The organism is Micromonospora sp. CA-248212, from assembly GCF_050948405.1.
Classification (GTDB): Bacteria; Actinomycetota; Actinomycetes; order Mycobacteriales; family Micromonosporaceae; genus Micromonospora.
The window spans coordinates 5,885,395-5,900,567 of sequence record NZ_CP192023.1 but is presented as its reverse complement, the minus strand read 5'-3'; the positions used below and the strand labels follow the sequence as shown (position 1 = coordinate 5,900,567).

The following is a 15,173-nucleotide window of genomic DNA, read 5'->3' as shown; positions in this document are numbered from 1 at the left end:
CACGCCGGCCCGGGCCGCGTACTCGCTGGGTCAGCTCTGCTGGGCGTCCTTCGCGCGGGCCTTGAGCGCCCGCAGCACGCCGTCACGACCCTCGGCGACCAGGCGACGCAGCGGGCCCGGGTTGCCGTCCCCGGCCAGCCACGCGTCGGTGGCCGCCACCGTGTCGTCGTCCACCAGGTACGTCGGGTACGCGAGCTGGGCGAACTCCTGCGCCGGCTCGCTGTCCCGGCTGGCCCACACCTGCCCGACCGCGGCGAAGTACCGCTCCCGGTACGGGGTGACCAGCTCCACCTGCGCCGGGTGGGCCAGGCCCTGCAACAGCGCCCGGTTCCGCCAGTTCGGCAGCGCGTCCGGGCCGGTCAGCAGCGCCCACACGGCCGCCTTGTTCTCCGCCGTCGGCACCAGCGCGTGCGCGTACGCGGCCTCCCGCTCGCCGCTGGCCGTACGGTCGCCGGCCAGCTCCGCCTCGACCTCCGCCGCGCCGGCCGCGCCGTTGGCCACCAGCGCGCCGAGCACCGTCCAGCGCAGCTCGGTGTCCACGGTCAGACCTTCCGGCGCTCCGGTGCCGTCCAGCCAGCCGCGCAACGTGGCCAGGTCCTCGTCGGAGCGGGCGGCCGAGGTGAACGCCCGGGCCCAGGCGAGCTGGAAGCCGCTGCCCGGCTCGGCGGCGGCGAGCGCGTCCTTCGCCGTGCGGGCCAGTCCCGCCCAGCCGGTGGCCGCCCACGCGGGGTCGGCGTAGAGGGTCAGCGCGGTGGTGGCCTGGCGCAGGGTGGCGGTGACCAGGTTGATGTCGGTCTCGGCGGGTAGCCCGGCCAGCACCAGCGCCACGTAGTCGCGGGTCGCCAGCTCGGCGTCGCGGGTCATGTCCCACGCGGCCGTCCAGCACAGCGCGCGGGCCAGCGACGAGTCGAAGCCGCCGATGTGCTGCACCACCGTGGCCATCGACCGGTCGTCCAGGCGCAGCTTGGTGTAGCTCAGGTCATCGTCGTTGAGCAGCAGCACGTCGGCCGCCCGGAGGCCACGCAGCTCGGCGAGGTCGGTCCGCTCACCGGTCACGTCCACCTCGTACCGTTCGCGGCGGACCAACCGGCCGTCGGCCAGGTCGTACAGGCCCACGCCGATCCGGTGGGTGCGCAGCGTCGGGTACGCCGTCGGCGCCTCCTGCCGGACGATTACCTGCTCGTACGTGCCGTCGGCGCCGATGGTCACCTCCGGGCGCAGCGTGTTCACCTGCGCGGTCTCCAGCCACTGTGCCGCGAACTTGCGCAGCTCCCGGCCCGAGGCCGCCTCCAACTCGGTGAGCAGGTCGTCGAAGGTGGCGTTGCCCCACGCGTGCTTGCCGAAGTACGCCCGCAGCCCGGCCACGAACGGCTCCTCGCCCACGTACGCGACGAGCTGCTTGAGCACGCTCGCGCCCTTGGCGTAGGTGATGCCGTCGAAGTTGACCTCGACGGCCTCCATGTCGGGCATCTCGGTGTAGACCGGGTGGGTGGAGGAGAGCTGGTCCTGTCGGTAACCCCAGTTCTTGCGGATCGACAGGAACGTCGTCCACGCCTCGGTGAACCGGGTGGCGTTGGTGTTGCACCAGTGGCTGGCCCACTCGGCGAACGACTCGTTCAGCCACAGGTCGTTCCACCAGCGCATGGTGACCAGGTCACCGAACCACATGTGCGCCAGCTCGTGCAGGATCGTGTTGGCCCGCTGCTCGTACTCGTAGTCGGTGACCTGCGAGCGGTACAGGTAGTGCGACTCGGCGTGCGTGACGCAGCCGAAGTTCTCCATCGCGCCGGCGTTGAAGTCGGGCACCCACAGCTGGTCGTACTTCGGCAGCGGGTAGCGCACGCCGAACTTCTCGTGGAAGAAGTCGAAGCCCTGCTTGGTGATGAGGAACAGGTCGTCGGAGTCCAGGTAGCGCGACATGGACGCCCGGCAGAACACGCCCAGGTCGATGCCGTCGTGGCTGTCGCGCACCTCGTGGTACGGGCCGGCGCACAGCGCGGTGATGTACGTGCTCATCCGGGGCGACTCGGTGAAGTGGAGGGTCTTGAGGTCCTCGCCGGCCGGCTCCTCGCTCTGCACCGGCATGTTGGACACGACCCGCCAGTGCGCCGGGACCGTCGCGTGCCAGGTGTAGACGCTCTTGAGGTCGGGCTGGTCGAAGCAGGCGAACACCCGCTGCGCGTCGGCCGTCTCGAACTGGCTGTAGAGGTACGTCTCGCCGTCGACCGGGTCGACCGTGCGGTGCAGCCCCTGCCCGCTGTTGGAGTAGGCGAAGTCCGCGTCGACGACCAGGGTGTTGTCGCCGGCCAGCCCGGTCAGGGTCAGGCCCTTCTCGGCCGACCAGTCGGACAGGTCCACCGGGTCGCCGTTCAGCGTGGCGGACCGCACCGACTCGGCGGCCAACTCGATGAACGTGCTCGCCCCCGGCTCGGCGCAACGGAACCTGACCTCGGTCGTCGACCGGAAGGTGCGGCCGTCGGCGGCCAGCACGGCGGTCGCCAGGTCCAGCCTGATGTCGTACCCGGTCACCTCAAGCAGGCGGGCCCGCTCGGTCGCCTCGACCTGCGTCAGGTTACGCACTCCCGGCACTGTTCGTCTCCATCCCACGTCTCGCCGTACGCCCGGCGGCGCCCGTCTGCCGACCGCTCGTGACGTTCGGCCCGGTCCGAGTCTTCCACGTACGGCCTGCCATCGGTGGTCGAGGTCACGCTCTCATTCGGGTGCCGGTCCATGCTTCGCGGGGTGAGTATCGAGGCGAGACGCCGGACTGCCGGCGCCACCCGTCGCGAAGGGACCTCACCGTGACCGATCGTGTCACCGCCGACATGTGGTTCGACCCAATCTGTCCGTGGGCGTGGATCACCTCCCGCTGGCTGCTGGAGGTCGAGCAGGTCCGCGAAGTGGACATCCGCTACCACGTGATGAGCCTTTCGGTGCTGAACGAGGGCCGGGACCTGTCCGAGCAGTACCGGGAACTGATGGACAACGGCTGGGGCCCCGTGCGGGTGTGCATCGCCGCCGAGCAGCGCTACGGCTCGGACGTGCTGCGCAAGCTCTACACCGCGCTGGGCACCCGCATCCACCTCGGTAAGGAGCAGCTCGGGCCGGAGTTGTTCGTCGCCGCGCTGACCGAGGCCGGCCTGGACCCGGCGCTGGCCGCCGCCGCCGACAGCACCGAGTACGACGAGGCGCTGCGGGCCAGCCACGAGGCTGGCATGCGCCCCGTCGGGCAGGACGTCGGCACCCCGGTCGTCCACGCGCCCGGCCCGGACGGCAGTCCGGTCGCGTTCTTCGGCCCGGTGATCACGCCGCGTCCCAAGGGCGAGGCCGCCGGTCGGCTCTGGGACGGCGTCCTCCTGGTCGCCGGCACCCCGGGCTTCTACGAGCTCAAGCGCACCCGCGAGCAGTCCCCGATCTTCGACTGACCACGACCGTCACCTGCCCCCGTCCGGACTCCTTCGGTTGTCCGGGCGGGGGTTCGTCGCGCCGGAGGCCCGGTGCGGCTGCGGGGGCCGGAAACGCTCACAGCGTCACCGCTGGGCGGGGGACGTCGTTTCCCTCGGTGTCCGCGCAGTGGCCCCGCAGGGCCGCACACCGCAGCTCGTGGAGGCAGTCCCGATGGCCAAGCACCGTGCGTCCGGTGACGATCAGCTGACCCGGCAGGGGGTGATCGAGACTCCCGGCGCGGCGTACTGGTCGGTCGACGGTTCCCGCTGGCCGACGGTCCGCCCCGACCTTCCCGCCGACGTGGCGGACCTGCTCGCGCCGCCCATCGTGGTCGGCGTGGCCCGGGTGCCGGTCACCTCGCGCCTGACACCCGCGCGGGCCGCGCTGGCGACGCCCGCACCGGTGGACCCGGCGCCCTCGACGTTGGAACCGGTCGTCGCGTCGTTGGAACCGGTCGTGGCGGCGTTGGAACCGGTCGCTGTGGTGGCGGCCGCGCCGGCCGAACCGGCTCCGCCCCCGCCGGCGCCCACCGCGCCGCGCCCCGTGCCCACTCCGCCGCTGAACCCGCGGCCCGTTCCGGCGCCGCCGCCCGAGCGTCCCGTGCCGGGGCCGCCCGCCTCGCCTCGCCGCAACGCGGTCACCGGTCCGGTCGGGGGCGGTCGGCGCGGCAACGCCGGACCGGTCGTCGCGGGGCGACACCGCCGGCACAACGGCGCGTCCGGCCGCGCCGGCTGACCGCACGCCGGCGGATGGGCGCTTTCATCTGGTGGACGCCGCGCGGGTCCCCGTCGTCCGGTCCGGCGACGCCGGTAGCGTCAGTGGGCATGACGGTCGTGCATCCGATCACCCGGGCCTGGATCACCACTGGCGGCACCGGCGCGCAGAACTACGACGAGTTCGCCGACGACGCGGAGATCACCGCGATCATCGAGGCGAACCCGCACAGTGCCCTCGGCATCGAGATGCCGCACCGCGCTCCGGACAGCCTGGGGACGTCGTTCCTCGACGCGCTGCCGGCCTCGGTGGCCCGACTCGCCGAGGCCAAGGCCGACGGCAGCTACACACCCGCCGAGCAGGTGGTCGTGCTGTACCGGATCAGCGCCCCGGGCGAGGAACCGGCGTACGGGCTGTTCGCGATGGTGGACACCGACCAGATCTCCACCAGCGCCGACGAGCCGGGCCTGGTCATCCGCAACGAGGACGTGTTCATCGCCAAGGTGCGCGAGCGCGTGGCGCTGGCCGAGGCGTTGGGTCACCTGCTCTCACCCGTACTCCTGCTGCAGACCGGAAGTGGCGACGAGCTGCACGCCGCGCTCGCGGCGGCGACCGACGCGGCCGGGGCGCCGGCCGCGACCGACACCGACCAGGCGGGCCGCACCCACGCCATCTGGCTGCTCGGCCCCGGCCCGGAGCAGGACGCGCTGACCGCCCTGGCGGGCGGCGGTGAGCTGGTCGTCGCCGACGGCAACCACCGCAGCTTGGCCGCCCAGAGCGGTGGGCTGTCGCGCTTCCTGGCCGTGGTGACCACCCCGGCGTCGGTGGCCATCCAGCCGTACAACCGGCTGGTCAGCGAGCTGACCACCACGCCGGCCGAGCTGCTCGACCGGTTGCGCGCGGCGGGGGCCGAGGTCGAGCCGATCGACGGCCCGGTCGAGGTCCCGACGGCCGGCGGCACCGTCCACCTCCGGCTGGCCGACCAGGGGTACGCGGTGCGCCTGCCCGCCACCGCCGACGCCCGCCTGGAAAACCTGGATCACGCCCTGGTCGAGCGGCTGCTGCTGCGCGACGCCCTGGGTCTGGACCCGGGCGACAAGCGGATCACCTACGTGGGCGGGGACTACCCGGCGAGCTGGCTCACCGGAGAGGTCGACGCCGGGCGTGCCGAGCTGGCCGTCCTCATCGCGCCGGTGACCGTGGCGGACTTCGTCGCGGTGAATCTGGCCCGGGAGAAGATGCCCCGCAAGAGCACCTGGTTCACCCCGAAGGCGCGCGGTGGCCTGGTGGTCGCCGAGCTGCCCCGCTGAGCGCGTACCGCCCGACCGTGTGACGTACCCGCCTCCAGAGCGCCGCCCCTGCGTCGCTCTGGAGCGCGGCCTGACAGACTGCCCGGTATGCGCGTCTACCTGGGATCCGACCACGCCGGTTTCGAGTTGAAGGTGCACCTGGCCAACCACCTGGCCAAGCAGGGGTACGACGTGGTCGACGTCGGCCCGCACAGCTACGACCCGGACGACGACTACCCGACGTTCTGCCTGCACACCGGTGACCGGGTGGTCGCCGATGAGACCTCCCTCGGGGTCGTCATCGGCGGGTCCGGCAACGGTGAGCAGATCGCCGCGAACAAGGTCGCCGGGGTTCGTGCCGCCCTGGCCTGGAGTGTCGAGACGGCTCAGCTCGCCCGGCAGCACAACGACGCGAACGTCGTCGCGGTGGGCGCCCGTCAGCACACGCTGGACGAGGCCACGGGCATCGTCGAGGCGTTCCTGAACACGCCGTTCTCCGGAAATGAGCGGCACGCCCGCCGGATCACCCAGGTCGCCGAGTACGAGCAGACCCGGGAACTGCCCGACCTGCCCTGACCCTGCCGACCCGCGTCGCCCGCCGTCAGCGCGGCGGGCGGGGCAGGTCCTCGCGGGGTACCCAGTTGCGGCGCACGACCACCACCCGGGCCTCCGCGGCGGCGAGGTCGTCGTCGCTCGGCCGGGCGGCGTCGCGGGCCCGCAGCGCCGCGCTCAGCCCCACCTGGGACGAGCCGGAGCCGACCAGCCCGCGTAGCCCCCGCTCGCCGTCGCGGTCGTCGCCGCCGGCCCCTCGACGTCGCGGTGGCGGATCTCCACCGTCGTGGACGCCGGCCGTGCTGGCCGTCGAGCCGTCGGCGCTGCGAGGGGCCGCGTCGGAGTCGGGATGGTGGCGCAGCCGTCGCCGGCGTCGGTCCGGGTCACCCATCAGCCGACCGTACCTCCCCACGCCATCAAGATCCCCACAACATCAGGGATGTTGCTGCTTCCCGAGCGTCGGAGGCAGCAACATCCCTGATGTTGTGCGGATCTTGGTCGCGCCGGACGGCGGTCTGCGACCGATTTGCCGGCTGGCTACCCTCGGGTTCGGGCGGTGCTGAGGCCGTCCGTCAGGGGGAGGAACGAGATGGCAGACCAGACGCAGCCGTGGGCGGAACGCACCGTGGAGGTCCCACCGCAGGCAGGCGTCGATGTGCCGGCGCAGCGGGACGGCTTCCGCCGAGGTGTCGCGCCGGTGGGTCAACCGCGTACCCCGCGCACCGAACCGTTCCCCGTGGTCGAGGAGCCGACCGGTACGGGTTGGCCGGGCGAACCCGTCCCGCGCCGGCCGTTGAGCTGGCGGCTGGCGCAGTTGCGTCGCGGCGGCGAGTGGAGCGCGGCGGGTGGCCTGTTCGCCTTCGTGTGCTGGGGGATCTGGGCGCTCTCCGGCGGTGGCGACCTGTCCGGCCCGCTGCTGGTGCTCGTGTTGAGCCTGCTGGTGGCGGTCGGCCTGTTCGCCCTGGCCCGCGCGGTCGGGCGGTTGGTGCTGGAGCGGCAGCTCGGACGGGTCCGGCGCAGCGCGCGGGGCGCTCACCTGGCCACTGCGGTCTTCCTCGTCGGCCTGGGCGTGGCCTGGCTCCAGCAGACCGAGTGGGTCGTCTCGGCCTGGAACTGGGTCACCTCGAACGTGTGACGAGGCGTGCACGGACGGGCCGGCAATGCGCCGCCCGCCCGTGCACCCGGTCGTCTCCCCACCAGGCAGTGTTGCTGCTTACCCGGCCGGCCACGGTTCATCCGTGGCCGGCCGGAGCGTCCGTCGTTCGGGTCAACCGGGAGCGGGTCAGCCGGTGGCGGCCTCGGCGGCGGCGTGGTCGCGGGCCACCCGGACCAGTTCGACCAGGCCGCCCGCATACTCCTGGGACTCGCCGTGCGCCTCGTCGAACGGCGGCTGGAAACCGACGCCCTCCCACTCGCCGGTGGCCGGGTTCCAGCGGTCGTTGCCGACCTCGAAGTCCCAGGCGAAGATGCCCAGCTCGTAGTAGAGCTGGTCGGCCGAGTTGCCGGCGGCGGAGTAGAGCACGTCGGCGACCGGGCCGGTCTGCGACGGCCAGGTGACCGTGCCACGCTCCTGCGCGATCGCGCCGACGATCCGCCGGGCGCTGTCGAGGAACAGCGTCGACTCGTCGATCGACGGCCGGGGCAGGGTGATCCGCCCGTCGGCCCGGTACGCGCCCGGCGGCCACATGAAGTACCCGCCGTAGGAGTGCACGTTCATCGCGAACCTGATGTTGGGATGGGCCTTGGCCAGCGCGATGACGTTGCCGCTCTCCGCCTCGGACAGCTCCGCCGTACCGGCGTAGTTGCCGGAGAGGCAGTTCGCGCTTGCGCCCACGTACCCGTCGAAGTACGACCCGACGGTGTAGTTCCGGTTCACGTCGACGCCCCAGGAGGTGCGGTACTTCGGGTCCCGTGCCGGTCCCTCGCAGTGGTTGACCAGGTTCTTGCGCTGGAAGTTGTAGTCGTTGAACGAGTAGTTCGCGCCGTCCGGGTTGACCGTCGGGATGACGAACACGTCGACCTGCTCCAGCAGCTCACGGGTCGCCGGGTCGGTACGCGCGTTCGCCAGCATGCGCTCGGCGAACTCCAGCGTCACCAGCGGCGTGGCCCACTCCCGGGCGTGTTCCTGGGAGTACGCCAGCACGCCGATCCGGGACCCGTCCCGGTGTACGCCGAGACGCAGGGCCTGCACCGTCCAGGGCTTCGCCGGCACCTCGGTGCCCTGGAGCCCGTCGTCGAGGCGGGCCGGACCGGCGACGGGCATCGGCAGCCCGGTCGAGCCGTCCTCGACGGTGGCCCGGAACCGGTTCGCCTGGCGGGCGTTCACGGCCGCCGCGACGTCGTCGGTGGTGCTCACCGTCTTGCCCGCGGCGTCGGTGGCGAGCGTGACCGTGAGGACACGGTCGCGGTAGCCGACGGTCAGCGGTCGGTTGGGTCGGCCCGGGTCGACGGTGCGCACCTGCACGCCGTTCAGGCCCTGGTCGCCGAAGCGGACCGACTCCACGACCACGGCGGCGACCGCCGGGTCGCCCAGGTACGCGACGGCGTTCCGGCGGTACCCCTGGGTCTTGTTCGGCAGGTCGATGACGTCGACCAGGTCCCGGTACTGGCGGGCCAGTCGCTTGATCCGCGCCTGGATGTCCACCGGCGTCAGGTACGCGTCGATGAAGTCCTTCTGGTAGCCGGCCGGCAGCGGCGGCGGGGTGGCGTTCGGCCACAGCGTCGGGGTGACGGCCCGACTGACGCCGCCGAGGCTGGACGTGGCGGTCAGCTGGACCGGTCGGCTCGGCACCGACTGGGGGACGTTGTAGTGGTACTGGTATTCCCCCGAGTCCTCGAACCGGTAGAGCGGGAACGAACCGGTGACGCCGTCCGCGGTCCGCCAGCTGACGGTGATCTCCACGTCCGGGTCGTCGGTGGCGGTGGTGGCCACCTGCGCCTGCAGGAACGTCTGCCCGCCGGTGGTCCACCAGTACGCCTGCTGGACCGCGAGGGTGTCGACCCCGACGGCGGCGGTCGTCCGCTGGCCGGCGGCCGGTGCGCCGAGCCCGGCGGCGGTACGCGCCCGCGCCGCGCGGACACTGTCGGCGAAGTGCCGGCTGCCGTCGCCGGCCCGCTGCACGACCTGGGTGGCGGTGGCGCCCCGCGCGGTGAGGTCGGCGAGCTGCGCGCCGGTCAACACCAGGTCGGCGATGATCCGGCCGTCCCGTGCCCGGGGCCGGTTGGCGAGGTCGACGCCGCTGGCGACCAACCTGTCGAGCTGGGCCTGATCGCGCAACTGCACCCGGACCAGAGCGGTCTCGGTGGCGGCCAGGGTGATCGGGGCGGTGTCGGCGACGGGTGCCGCCGTCGCGGTGCCGGGATGGGACAGCGCCGCGCTGATCAGGATCGCTGTGGTGGCGGCAGCCGTCCACCGTCGTCGGACGATCATGTGCCCTCCTGTGACGGACGTCGATGCGTGTGGTCCTTACACCAGTGCAACGATCGACACATGTCAAGGTCTCTGATCGGTAAGGGCGACGTAAGGTCATCCGGCCACGTCGACGGACATCATTCCCTGATCCGTTGCCAACGAGGGGACCGTCGATGAGTCGACTACGGAGAAGTCTGGCCTTCCTGATCGTGCTGACCACCGGTCTGACGACCGCGCCGGGCGTCGCGTCGGCAGCCACGGCGCTGCCCACGTACACGTTCGTGGACCTGGGAACGCTCGGTGTGCCGAGCACGGGGGAGCCGCCCACCAGCGACGGCTACGCCCTCAACGACGCCCGTACCGTGGTGGGCGTCTCCACGATCGACGGTGTCTACAACTTCCACGCGTTCGCCTCGGCCGGCGGGGTGATGAGCGACCTGGGCGCCCTGTACACCGGACCGTACGGCGCGAGTTCCGCGACGGGCATCAACGAGCGGGGCGTCGTCGTCGGGGCCACCCACGTCAACGCGACGGAGCCTCCGCACGCCTTCCGGTACGCCGACGGGGTGATGACCGACCTCGGCACCGGTCACGGCGCGGGCAGCGGAAGCTCGGCGAACGACGTCAACGACGACGGCCTGGTGGTGGGCAGCCGGTTCGAGAAGCAGGGAGCGCCCACCCGGGCGGTCGTCTGGCGCAACGGCACGGTCATCGACCTGGGCACGCTCGGCGGCCAGGCCGGCCCGTGGGGGACGGACAGCATCGCCTACGGCGTGAACTCGTCCGGGCATGTCGTCGGCGGCGCCGCTGTCCCGAGCGGCGGCCTGCACGCCTTCCTCTACTCCGGTGGGGCGCTGACGGACCTCGGCACCCTGGGCGGTGTCACGGAGTCCACGTACGCCCGGGACATCAACGACCGGGGTCAGGTCGTCGGTATCTCGCAAAACACCACCGGCGAGCTGCGGGCGACGCTCTGGCGTAACGGCACCATCCGCGACCTCGGTTCCCTCGGTGGCAACTACTCCGAGGCGCGGGCCGTGAACGAGACCGGCCAGGTGGTGGGCATCGCCCGGACCAGCAGCCCCGACTTCTACAACGAGCGGGCGTTCCTGTGGCAGGGCGGCCGGATGGTCGACCTGAACACCCGGGTGCGGAACCTTCCTCCGACGGTGACGCTGCGCTCCGCCGAGGACATCAACGACGACGGCGTCATCGTGGGTCTCGCCTGCCCCGTCGACTGCGCCGAGGGCGGTGATCGCGCGCGCCGGGCCTACCTCCTGGTGCCGACGAGCTGACCCGCGACCGGGGCGACCGGCGCCTGTCCTGCCCGCGCGGGACGGGCGCCGGTCACCGCGCCGCTGTGCCGTTGTCGTACGACTCGCGGGCGTCGAGCAGCTCGTCCCAGTGCTGCGCCACCCAGGCGCAGGCGACCGCGATCGGTTCGAGCATGCTGCGGCCCACCGGCGTCAGCTCGTACTCGACGTGCGCGGCCGCTCCGGCGTGGACGGTGCGGCTGACCAGCCCGTCCCGTTCGAGGGAGCGCAGCGACTGGGTGAGGACCTTGGGTGTGACGCGGCGCAGCGGCACGCGCAGCTCGGAGAACCGGCGAGGCCCGTCTTCCAGGCAGCGGATGATGAGCGCCGCCCACTTGTCACCGAACCGGATCGGATTGAGCGAGGAGGGGCACAGCTCGTCGAACATGTCGGCGGGCAGGGGTTGCCTCATGGCCTGACGATAGCTGGTATCCCGGCGGTAACCAGGCCCGGCGATAGCGTCGGCGAACCGGCCGGGCGTACGGGCTCCGGCCCTGGTGAGAGGCGTCCGCCATGAACATCGTGATCTTCGGCGCGGGTGGCCGGGCCGGGCGGCGGGCCGTCGCCGAGGCACGTCGACGCGGCCATCGGGTCACCGCCGTGGTGCGTGACCCGGCGGCCCACGGCGACCTGGGCGAGGCGCACGTGGTGGCGGGCGACGTCACGGACGCCGCGAGCATCGCGCGCGCCGCCGCCGGGCAGGACGCCGCGATCAGTGCCGCCGTGGACCTGTCCCGGCCACCGCGCGACTTCTTCACGACGTCGTCCCGCGCCCTGGCCGCCGGCCTGGCCGAGGCGGGCGTACGTCGCCTGGTGGTGGTGGGCCTCGCGTCGATCATGCCCGGGGCGTCCGGCGTCGCCCTGATGGACGAGCCCGGCTACCCCGACGGGTACCGCTCCTTCTACCTGGGCCACGCGGCGGGCCTCGACGAGCTGCGGACCTGCGATCTCGACTGGGCGTACGTGGCCCCGGCCGGCGACTTTGACCACGACGGCACCCGTACCGGCGGCTATCGGGTCGCCGAGCACGGTGACCCGGCCAGCCGGATCAGCTACCCGGACTTCGCGATAGCGCTGGTCGACGAAATCGAGGCGCCCCGCCACCACCGGTCCGCCCTGAGTGTCCGGGAGGTGTGATGCCCGAGGTCCACGACAGCCCGAACACCTGGGTCGCCGAGCACATCCGCCGTTTCGAGGAGACCGGAGGCAGACCACGGCCAGGCGTGCGCGACCTGCTCCTGACGACCCGTGGCCGAAGAACCGGCGAGCTGCGCCGCACCGCGCTCGTGTACGAACGCGATGGCGACGGCTACGTGCTGGCCGCCTCGAACCGTGGCGCGGAGCACCACCCGGCGTGGTATTTCAACCTGCTCGCCGACCCGTACGTCACCGTGCAGGTCGGTACGGAGACCTTCACCGCCCGGGCGCGCACCGCCACCACGCGGGAGCGTCCGCGCCTGTGGCGTCTGATGGTGTCGGCCAGGTCGGAGTACGCCACCTACCAGCAGGGGATCACCCGCGAGATTCCCGTGGTCGTCCTGGAACGCGTCGAAGACTGAACGGGGAAAAGCCCAGGCTCAGCGAAGGTGCCGCTGAGCCTGGGCTTCGTGGGTGGAGCGGGCGACGGGAATCGAACCCGCACCGTCAGTTTGGAAGACTGAAGCTCTGCCATTGAGCTACGCCCGCGCTCGGCCCCGCCGCAACGGGGCGCGCCGACAGCGTACCCAATGCCGGTCCTGGGCGCGCGACCGCGCCACCGCCCCCGTGGCGTCGGGTCGTCGCGACGCCGCGTGGCGCCTTCCAAGATCCGCACAACATCACCGAAGTCGTGGCATCCGCACCCCGGGAAGCCGCAGTTTCCCCGATGTTGCGCGGATCCTGCGGCGGGCGCGGCGGGCGGCGGGCCCCAAAGTCGCGCGGATCTTGAAGGGTCTAAGGGGTGAGATGGGCAGATCTGTCCGGGTGGCGGACGCCCCGGCACTGCCGGAGGCGCGGCGACGGCATAGACTGCACGTCGCCACGGGGTGTGGCGCAGCTTGGTAGCGCACTCGCTTTGGGAGCGAGGGGCCGTGGGTTCAAATCCCGCCACCCCGACTGTCGTCCGCGTCCGGTCTCCCCGGGCGCTGCGAGCCGGCCCCGCCGGCTCGCCTACACTCGATGGGCCAATCGAAGGCCCAGAATCAAACCCAGATCCGTCAAGGAGTACGCCTGTGAAGAGCACCGTCGAGACTCTGAGCCCGACGCGCGTGCGGCTCGCCATCGAGGTGCCGTTCGTCGAGCTCGAGCCGAGCCTCAAGAAGGCGTACCGGGAGATCGGTTCGCAGGTCCAGGTCCCGGGCTTCCGCCGGGGCAAGGTGCCGACCGCGGTGATCGACCAGCGGGTGGGCCGGGGCACCGTCCTCAACGAGGCGGTCCAGGAGGCCATCCCGGAGAACATCATGGCGGCGGTACGCGAGCACGACCTGAAGACGCTGGGGCGTCCCGAGGTCGAGATCACCGAGTTCAACGACGGTGACTCGCTGAACTTCACCGCCGAGGTCGACGTCCGTCCGGAGATCACCATCCCGGACGCGTCCACCATCGAGGTGACCGTCGACGAGCTGCAGATCGACGACAGCGAGATCGACGAGCAGGTCAAGAACCTGCGGGAGCGGTTCGCCACCCTCAAGACGGTCGAGCGGGCCGCCGCCGAGGGCGACTACGTGCAGATCGACCTGAACGCGACCGTCGACGGCGAGGACGTGCCGGGCGGTCAGGCCAGCAACATCTCCCACGAGGTGGGCAGCAAGCAGCTCCTGCCGGGCCTGGACGAGGCCGTCGTCGGCCTCGCCGCCGGCGACAGCACCACCTTCACCACCCAGCTCGTGGGCGGCGACTTCGCCGGCCGCGACGCCGACGTGGCGGTGACCGTGCGCACGGTCAAGGAGAAGGAGCTGCCGGAGCTGAACGACGAGTTCGCGCAGATGGCCAGCGAGTTCGACACGATCGAGGAGCTGCGCGGCGACCTGCGGTCCCGGGTCACCCAGGGCAAGCAGGTCGAGCAGATCTACGCCGCCCGCGACAAGGCGCTGGCGCAGCTGGTCGAGACCGCCGAGGTGCCGGCGCCGGAGGGCGTCGTGCGCGAGGAGGTCGCCAGCCGCAAGCAGGCGATGGTCGACCAGCTCGAGCGGATCGGCGCCTCCCTGGAGGAATACCTGGCGGCCGAGGAGAAGACCGAGGAGCAGATCGACGCCGAGCTGACCGAGGCGGCCACCGAGGGCGTCAAGGTGCAGCTCCTGCTCGACACGCTGGCCGACGCGGAGGACGTGCAGGTCTCCGACGACGAGTTCGGGCACGAGATCGTGCACCGGGCGCAGCGCGCCGGGATGGCCCCGCAGCAGTACTACGACCAGTTGGTGCGCTCCGGCGCCGCCGCCGCGGTCTTCGGTGACGTCCGGCGCGGCAAGGCGCTCGCGGCCGTCATGGAGCGCATCACGATCAAGGACTCGGCCGGCAACCCGGTCACCCTGGACGCGCTGCGCGCCGCCAACGAGGCCGAGCACAACCACGAGCACTGATCGTCGGGTGCGGCCGCCGTCCGCCGCTGCGCGGTGCACGGCGGCCAAACCCTTTCCGGGGACACCCGGAGTTGAGCGCTGCCGGGTACGCCCGGAGTTGAGCGCTGCCGGGGTACGCCCGGAAGGCCCGCGCCGCGGGTGCCCGACACAGCTGCGCTGAGAGCGAACAGTGCCCCGACCGGGACTCTGCCGCCCCGCACAGCGGTTAGTGTCGGGAAAGACGGTACGGAGAGCGAAGGGCTGCCATGACCGACATGCACATCCCCAAGAAGTCGCTCCGGGCGATTGACGCGCGCGGTGGCGACTCCATTGGCAACCTCGACGACTCGGTCTACAACCGGTTGCTCAAGGAACGCATCATCTTCCTGGGCAGTGAGGTGACCGACCAGGTCGCCAACCGCATCTGCGCGCAGCTGCTGCTGCTCGCCGCGGAGGACCCGGACCGCGACATCAACCTGTGGATCAACTCGCCGGGTGGCTCGGTCTACTCGGGCATGGCGATCTACGACACCATGCAGTTCATCGACAACGACGTGTCGACCGTGGCGATGGGCATGGCTGCCTCGATGGGTCAGCTGCTGCTCTGCGCGGGCACCAAGGGCAAGCGTTACGCCCTGCCGCACGCCCGGATCATGATGCACCAGCCGTCCGGTGGCCTGGGCGGCACGGCGTCCGACATCGCCATCCAGGCGGAGCAGATGCTCTACACGAAGCGGATGTTCCAGGAGCGGGTCGCGCACCACACCGGCCAAGACCAGTCGCAGATCGAGGCGGACTCGGACCGGGACCGTTGGTTCACCGCCCAGGAGGCCATGGACTACGGCTTCATCGACAAGGTGATCATCGGGGCCGCTCAGGTTCCGGATGGCGCCGGGACCCTGAGCTGAGG

At 71.8% G+C, this 15,173-nt stretch carries 14 protein-coding genes and 2 tRNA genes; 11 read left to right on the top strand and 5 right to left on the bottom strand.

What is annotated here, in order from left to right; translation table 11 throughout:
* Positions 1-30 precede the first annotated feature (30 nt).
* Positions 31-2,580: an aminopeptidase N gene (gene pepN / locus ACQP03_RS27680; RefSeq protein WP_357133564.1), complete on the bottom strand. Its 2,550-nt coding sequence runs from the start codon at positions 2,578-2,580 to the stop codon at positions 31-33.
* Between the two features lie 221 nt (positions 2,581-2,801).
* Between pepN and ACQP03_RS27675 the strand changes: the two genes are divergently transcribed.
* The 4 genes from ACQP03_RS27675 to ACQP03_RS27660 all read left to right on the top strand — a co-directional run bounded on the left by ACQP03_RS27675 (position 2,802) and on the right by ACQP03_RS27660 (position 6,026).
* The gene (locus ACQP03_RS27675) at positions 2,802-3,425 is read left to right on the top strand and encodes a mycothiol-dependent nitroreductase Rv2466c family protein (protein ID WP_357133562.1); all 624 of its coding nucleotides are present in this window, start codon (positions 2,802-2,804) and stop codon (positions 3,423-3,425) included.
* Between the two features lie 193 nt (positions 3,426-3,618).
* Positions 3,619-4,182: a hypothetical protein gene (locus ACQP03_RS27670; protein WP_433459009.1), complete on the top strand. Its 564-nt coding sequence runs from the start codon at positions 3,619-3,621 to the stop codon at positions 4,180-4,182.
* Between the two features lie 89 nt (positions 4,183-4,271).
* On the top strand, positions 4,272-5,471 hold the full coding sequence (locus tag ACQP03_RS27665; RefSeq protein WP_357133558.1) for a DUF1015 family protein: 1,200 nt from the start codon (positions 4,272-4,274) through the stop codon (positions 5,469-5,471).
* Positions 5,472-5,558: 87 nt separating this feature from the next.
* On the top strand, positions 5,559-6,026 hold the full coding sequence (locus ACQP03_RS27660; protein WP_357133556.1) for a ribose-5-phosphate isomerase: 468 nt from the start codon (positions 5,559-5,561) through the stop codon (positions 6,024-6,026).
* A 25-nt stretch (positions 6,027-6,051) separates the two neighbouring features.
* Here the strand turns inward: ACQP03_RS27660 and ACQP03_RS27655 are convergent, their stop codons facing one another.
* Positions 6,052-6,393: a hypothetical protein gene (locus tag ACQP03_RS27655; RefSeq protein ID WP_357133554.1), complete on the bottom strand. Its 342-nt coding sequence runs from the start codon at positions 6,391-6,393 to the stop codon at positions 6,052-6,054.
* A 198-nt stretch (positions 6,394-6,591) separates the two neighbouring features.
* Here ACQP03_RS27655 and ACQP03_RS27650 point away from each other — a divergent pair, with 198 nt between their 5' ends.
* Positions 6,592-7,137 carry a hypothetical protein gene (locus ACQP03_RS27650; protein WP_363661353.1) on the top strand — a complete coding sequence of 182 codons (546 nt, stop codon included), beginning with the start codon at positions 6,592-6,594 and terminating at the stop codon, positions 7,135-7,137.
* A gap of 147 nt (positions 7,138-7,284) precedes the next feature.
* Here ACQP03_RS27650 and ACQP03_RS27645 read toward each other — a convergent pair whose 3' ends face one another.
* The gene (locus ACQP03_RS27645; RefSeq protein ID WP_357395198.1) at positions 7,285-9,432 is read right to left on the bottom strand and encodes a M14 family zinc carboxypeptidase; all 2,148 of its coding nucleotides are present in this window, start codon (positions 9,430-9,432) and stop codon (positions 7,285-7,287) included.
* A gap of 155 nt (positions 9,433-9,587) precedes the next feature.
* Here ACQP03_RS27645 and ACQP03_RS27640 point away from each other — a divergent pair, with 155 nt between their 5' ends.
* Positions 9,588-10,709, top strand: coding sequence for a hypothetical protein (locus tag ACQP03_RS27640; protein ID WP_357174798.1), 1,122 nt, complete (start codon positions 9,588-9,590; stop codon positions 10,707-10,709).
* Between the two features lie 52 nt (positions 10,710-10,761).
* Here ACQP03_RS27640 and ACQP03_RS27635 read toward each other — a convergent pair whose 3' ends face one another.
* Entirely contained in the window at positions 10,762-11,139 is a 378-nt protein-coding gene (locus ACQP03_RS27635) for a winged helix-turn-helix transcriptional regulator (protein ID WP_357395193.1), read from the bottom strand.
* A 101-nt stretch (positions 11,140-11,240) separates the two neighbouring features.
* Here ACQP03_RS27635 and ACQP03_RS27630 point away from each other — a divergent pair, with 101 nt between their 5' ends.
* Together ACQP03_RS27630 and ACQP03_RS27625 are read left to right on the top strand one after the other, a co-directional pair.
* Positions 11,241-11,864 (top strand): NAD(P)-dependent oxidoreductase, encoded by a 624-nt coding sequence (locus ACQP03_RS27630; protein WP_357133544.1) that lies wholly within the window; start codon positions 11,241-11,243, stop codon positions 11,862-11,864.
* Positions 11,864-12,286, top strand: a complete 423-nt coding sequence (locus tag ACQP03_RS27625; protein ID WP_357395189.1) for a nitroreductase family deazaflavin-dependent oxidoreductase — start codon at positions 11,864-11,866, stop codon at positions 12,284-12,286. Before ACQP03_RS27630 ends, ACQP03_RS27625 begins: the two co-directional genes overlap by 1 nt.
* A 53-nt stretch (positions 12,287-12,339) precedes the next feature.
* Here the strand turns inward: ACQP03_RS27625 and ACQP03_RS27620 are convergent.
* Positions 12,340-12,413: transfer RNA gene (locus tag ACQP03_RS27620), tRNA-Gly, on the bottom strand.
* Between the two features lie 334 nt (positions 12,414-12,747).
* Between ACQP03_RS27620 and ACQP03_RS27615 the strand changes: the two genes are divergently transcribed.
* The 3 genes from ACQP03_RS27615 (at position 12,748) to ACQP03_RS27605 (ending at position 15,171) form a co-directional block, all read left to right on the top strand.
* Positions 12,748-12,821: transfer RNA gene (locus ACQP03_RS27615), tRNA-Pro, on the top strand.
* A gap of 116 nt (positions 12,822-12,937) precedes the next feature.
* On the top strand, positions 12,938-14,284 hold the full coding sequence (gene tig / locus ACQP03_RS27610; protein ID WP_355052307.1) for a trigger factor: 1,347 nt from the start codon (positions 12,938-12,940) through the stop codon (positions 14,282-14,284).
* Between the two features lie 245 nt (positions 14,285-14,529).
* Positions 14,530-15,171 carry an ATP-dependent Clp protease proteolytic subunit gene (locus ACQP03_RS27605; RefSeq protein WP_088988027.1) on the top strand — a complete coding sequence of 214 codons (642 nt, stop codon included), beginning with the start codon at positions 14,530-14,532 and terminating at the stop codon, positions 15,169-15,171.
* Positions 15,172-15,173 lie beyond the last annotated feature (2 nt).

Excerpts from the sequence above, each read along its gene's own strand:
- ACQP03_RS27670 (WP_433459009.1), top strand. The coding sequence starts at position 3,619 with ATGGCCAAGCACCGTGCGTCCGGTGACGATCAGCTGACCCGGCAGGGG.
- ACQP03_RS27605 (WP_088988027.1), top strand. The coding sequence starts at position 14,530 with ATGACCGACATGCACATCCCCAAGAAGTCGCTCCGGGCGATTGACGCG.
- ACQP03_RS27640 (WP_357174798.1), top strand. The coding sequence starts at position 9,588 with ATGAGTCGACTACGGAGAAGTCTGGCCTTCCTGATCGTGCTGACCACC.
- ACQP03_RS27635 (WP_357395193.1), bottom strand. The coding sequence starts at position 11,139 with ATGAGGCAACCCCTGCCCGCCGACATGTTCGACGAGCTGTGCCCCTCC.
- ACQP03_RS27630 (WP_357133544.1), top strand. The coding sequence starts at position 11,241 with ATGAACATCGTGATCTTCGGCGCGGGTGGCCGGGCCGGGCGGCGGGCC.
- ACQP03_RS27650 (WP_363661353.1), top strand. The coding sequence starts at position 6,592 with ATGGCAGACCAGACGCAGCCGTGGGCGGAACGCACCGTGGAGGTCCCA.
- ACQP03_RS27660 (WP_357133556.1), top strand. The coding sequence starts at position 5,559 with ATGCGCGTCTACCTGGGATCCGACCACGCCGGTTTCGAGTTGAAGGTG.
- ACQP03_RS27665 (WP_357133558.1), top strand. The coding sequence starts at position 4,272 with ATGACGGTCGTGCATCCGATCACCCGGGCCTGGATCACCACTGGCGGC.
- ACQP03_RS27625 (WP_357395189.1), top strand. The coding sequence starts at position 11,864 with ATGCCCGAGGTCCACGACAGCCCGAACACCTGGGTCGCCGAGCACATC.
- ACQP03_RS27645 (WP_357395198.1), bottom strand. The coding sequence starts at position 9,432 with ATGATCGTCCGACGACGGTGGACGGCTGCCGCCACCACAGCGATCCTG.
- ACQP03_RS27655 (WP_357133554.1), bottom strand. The coding sequence starts at position 6,393 with ATGGGTGACCCGGACCGACGCCGGCGACGGCTGCGCCACCATCCCGAC.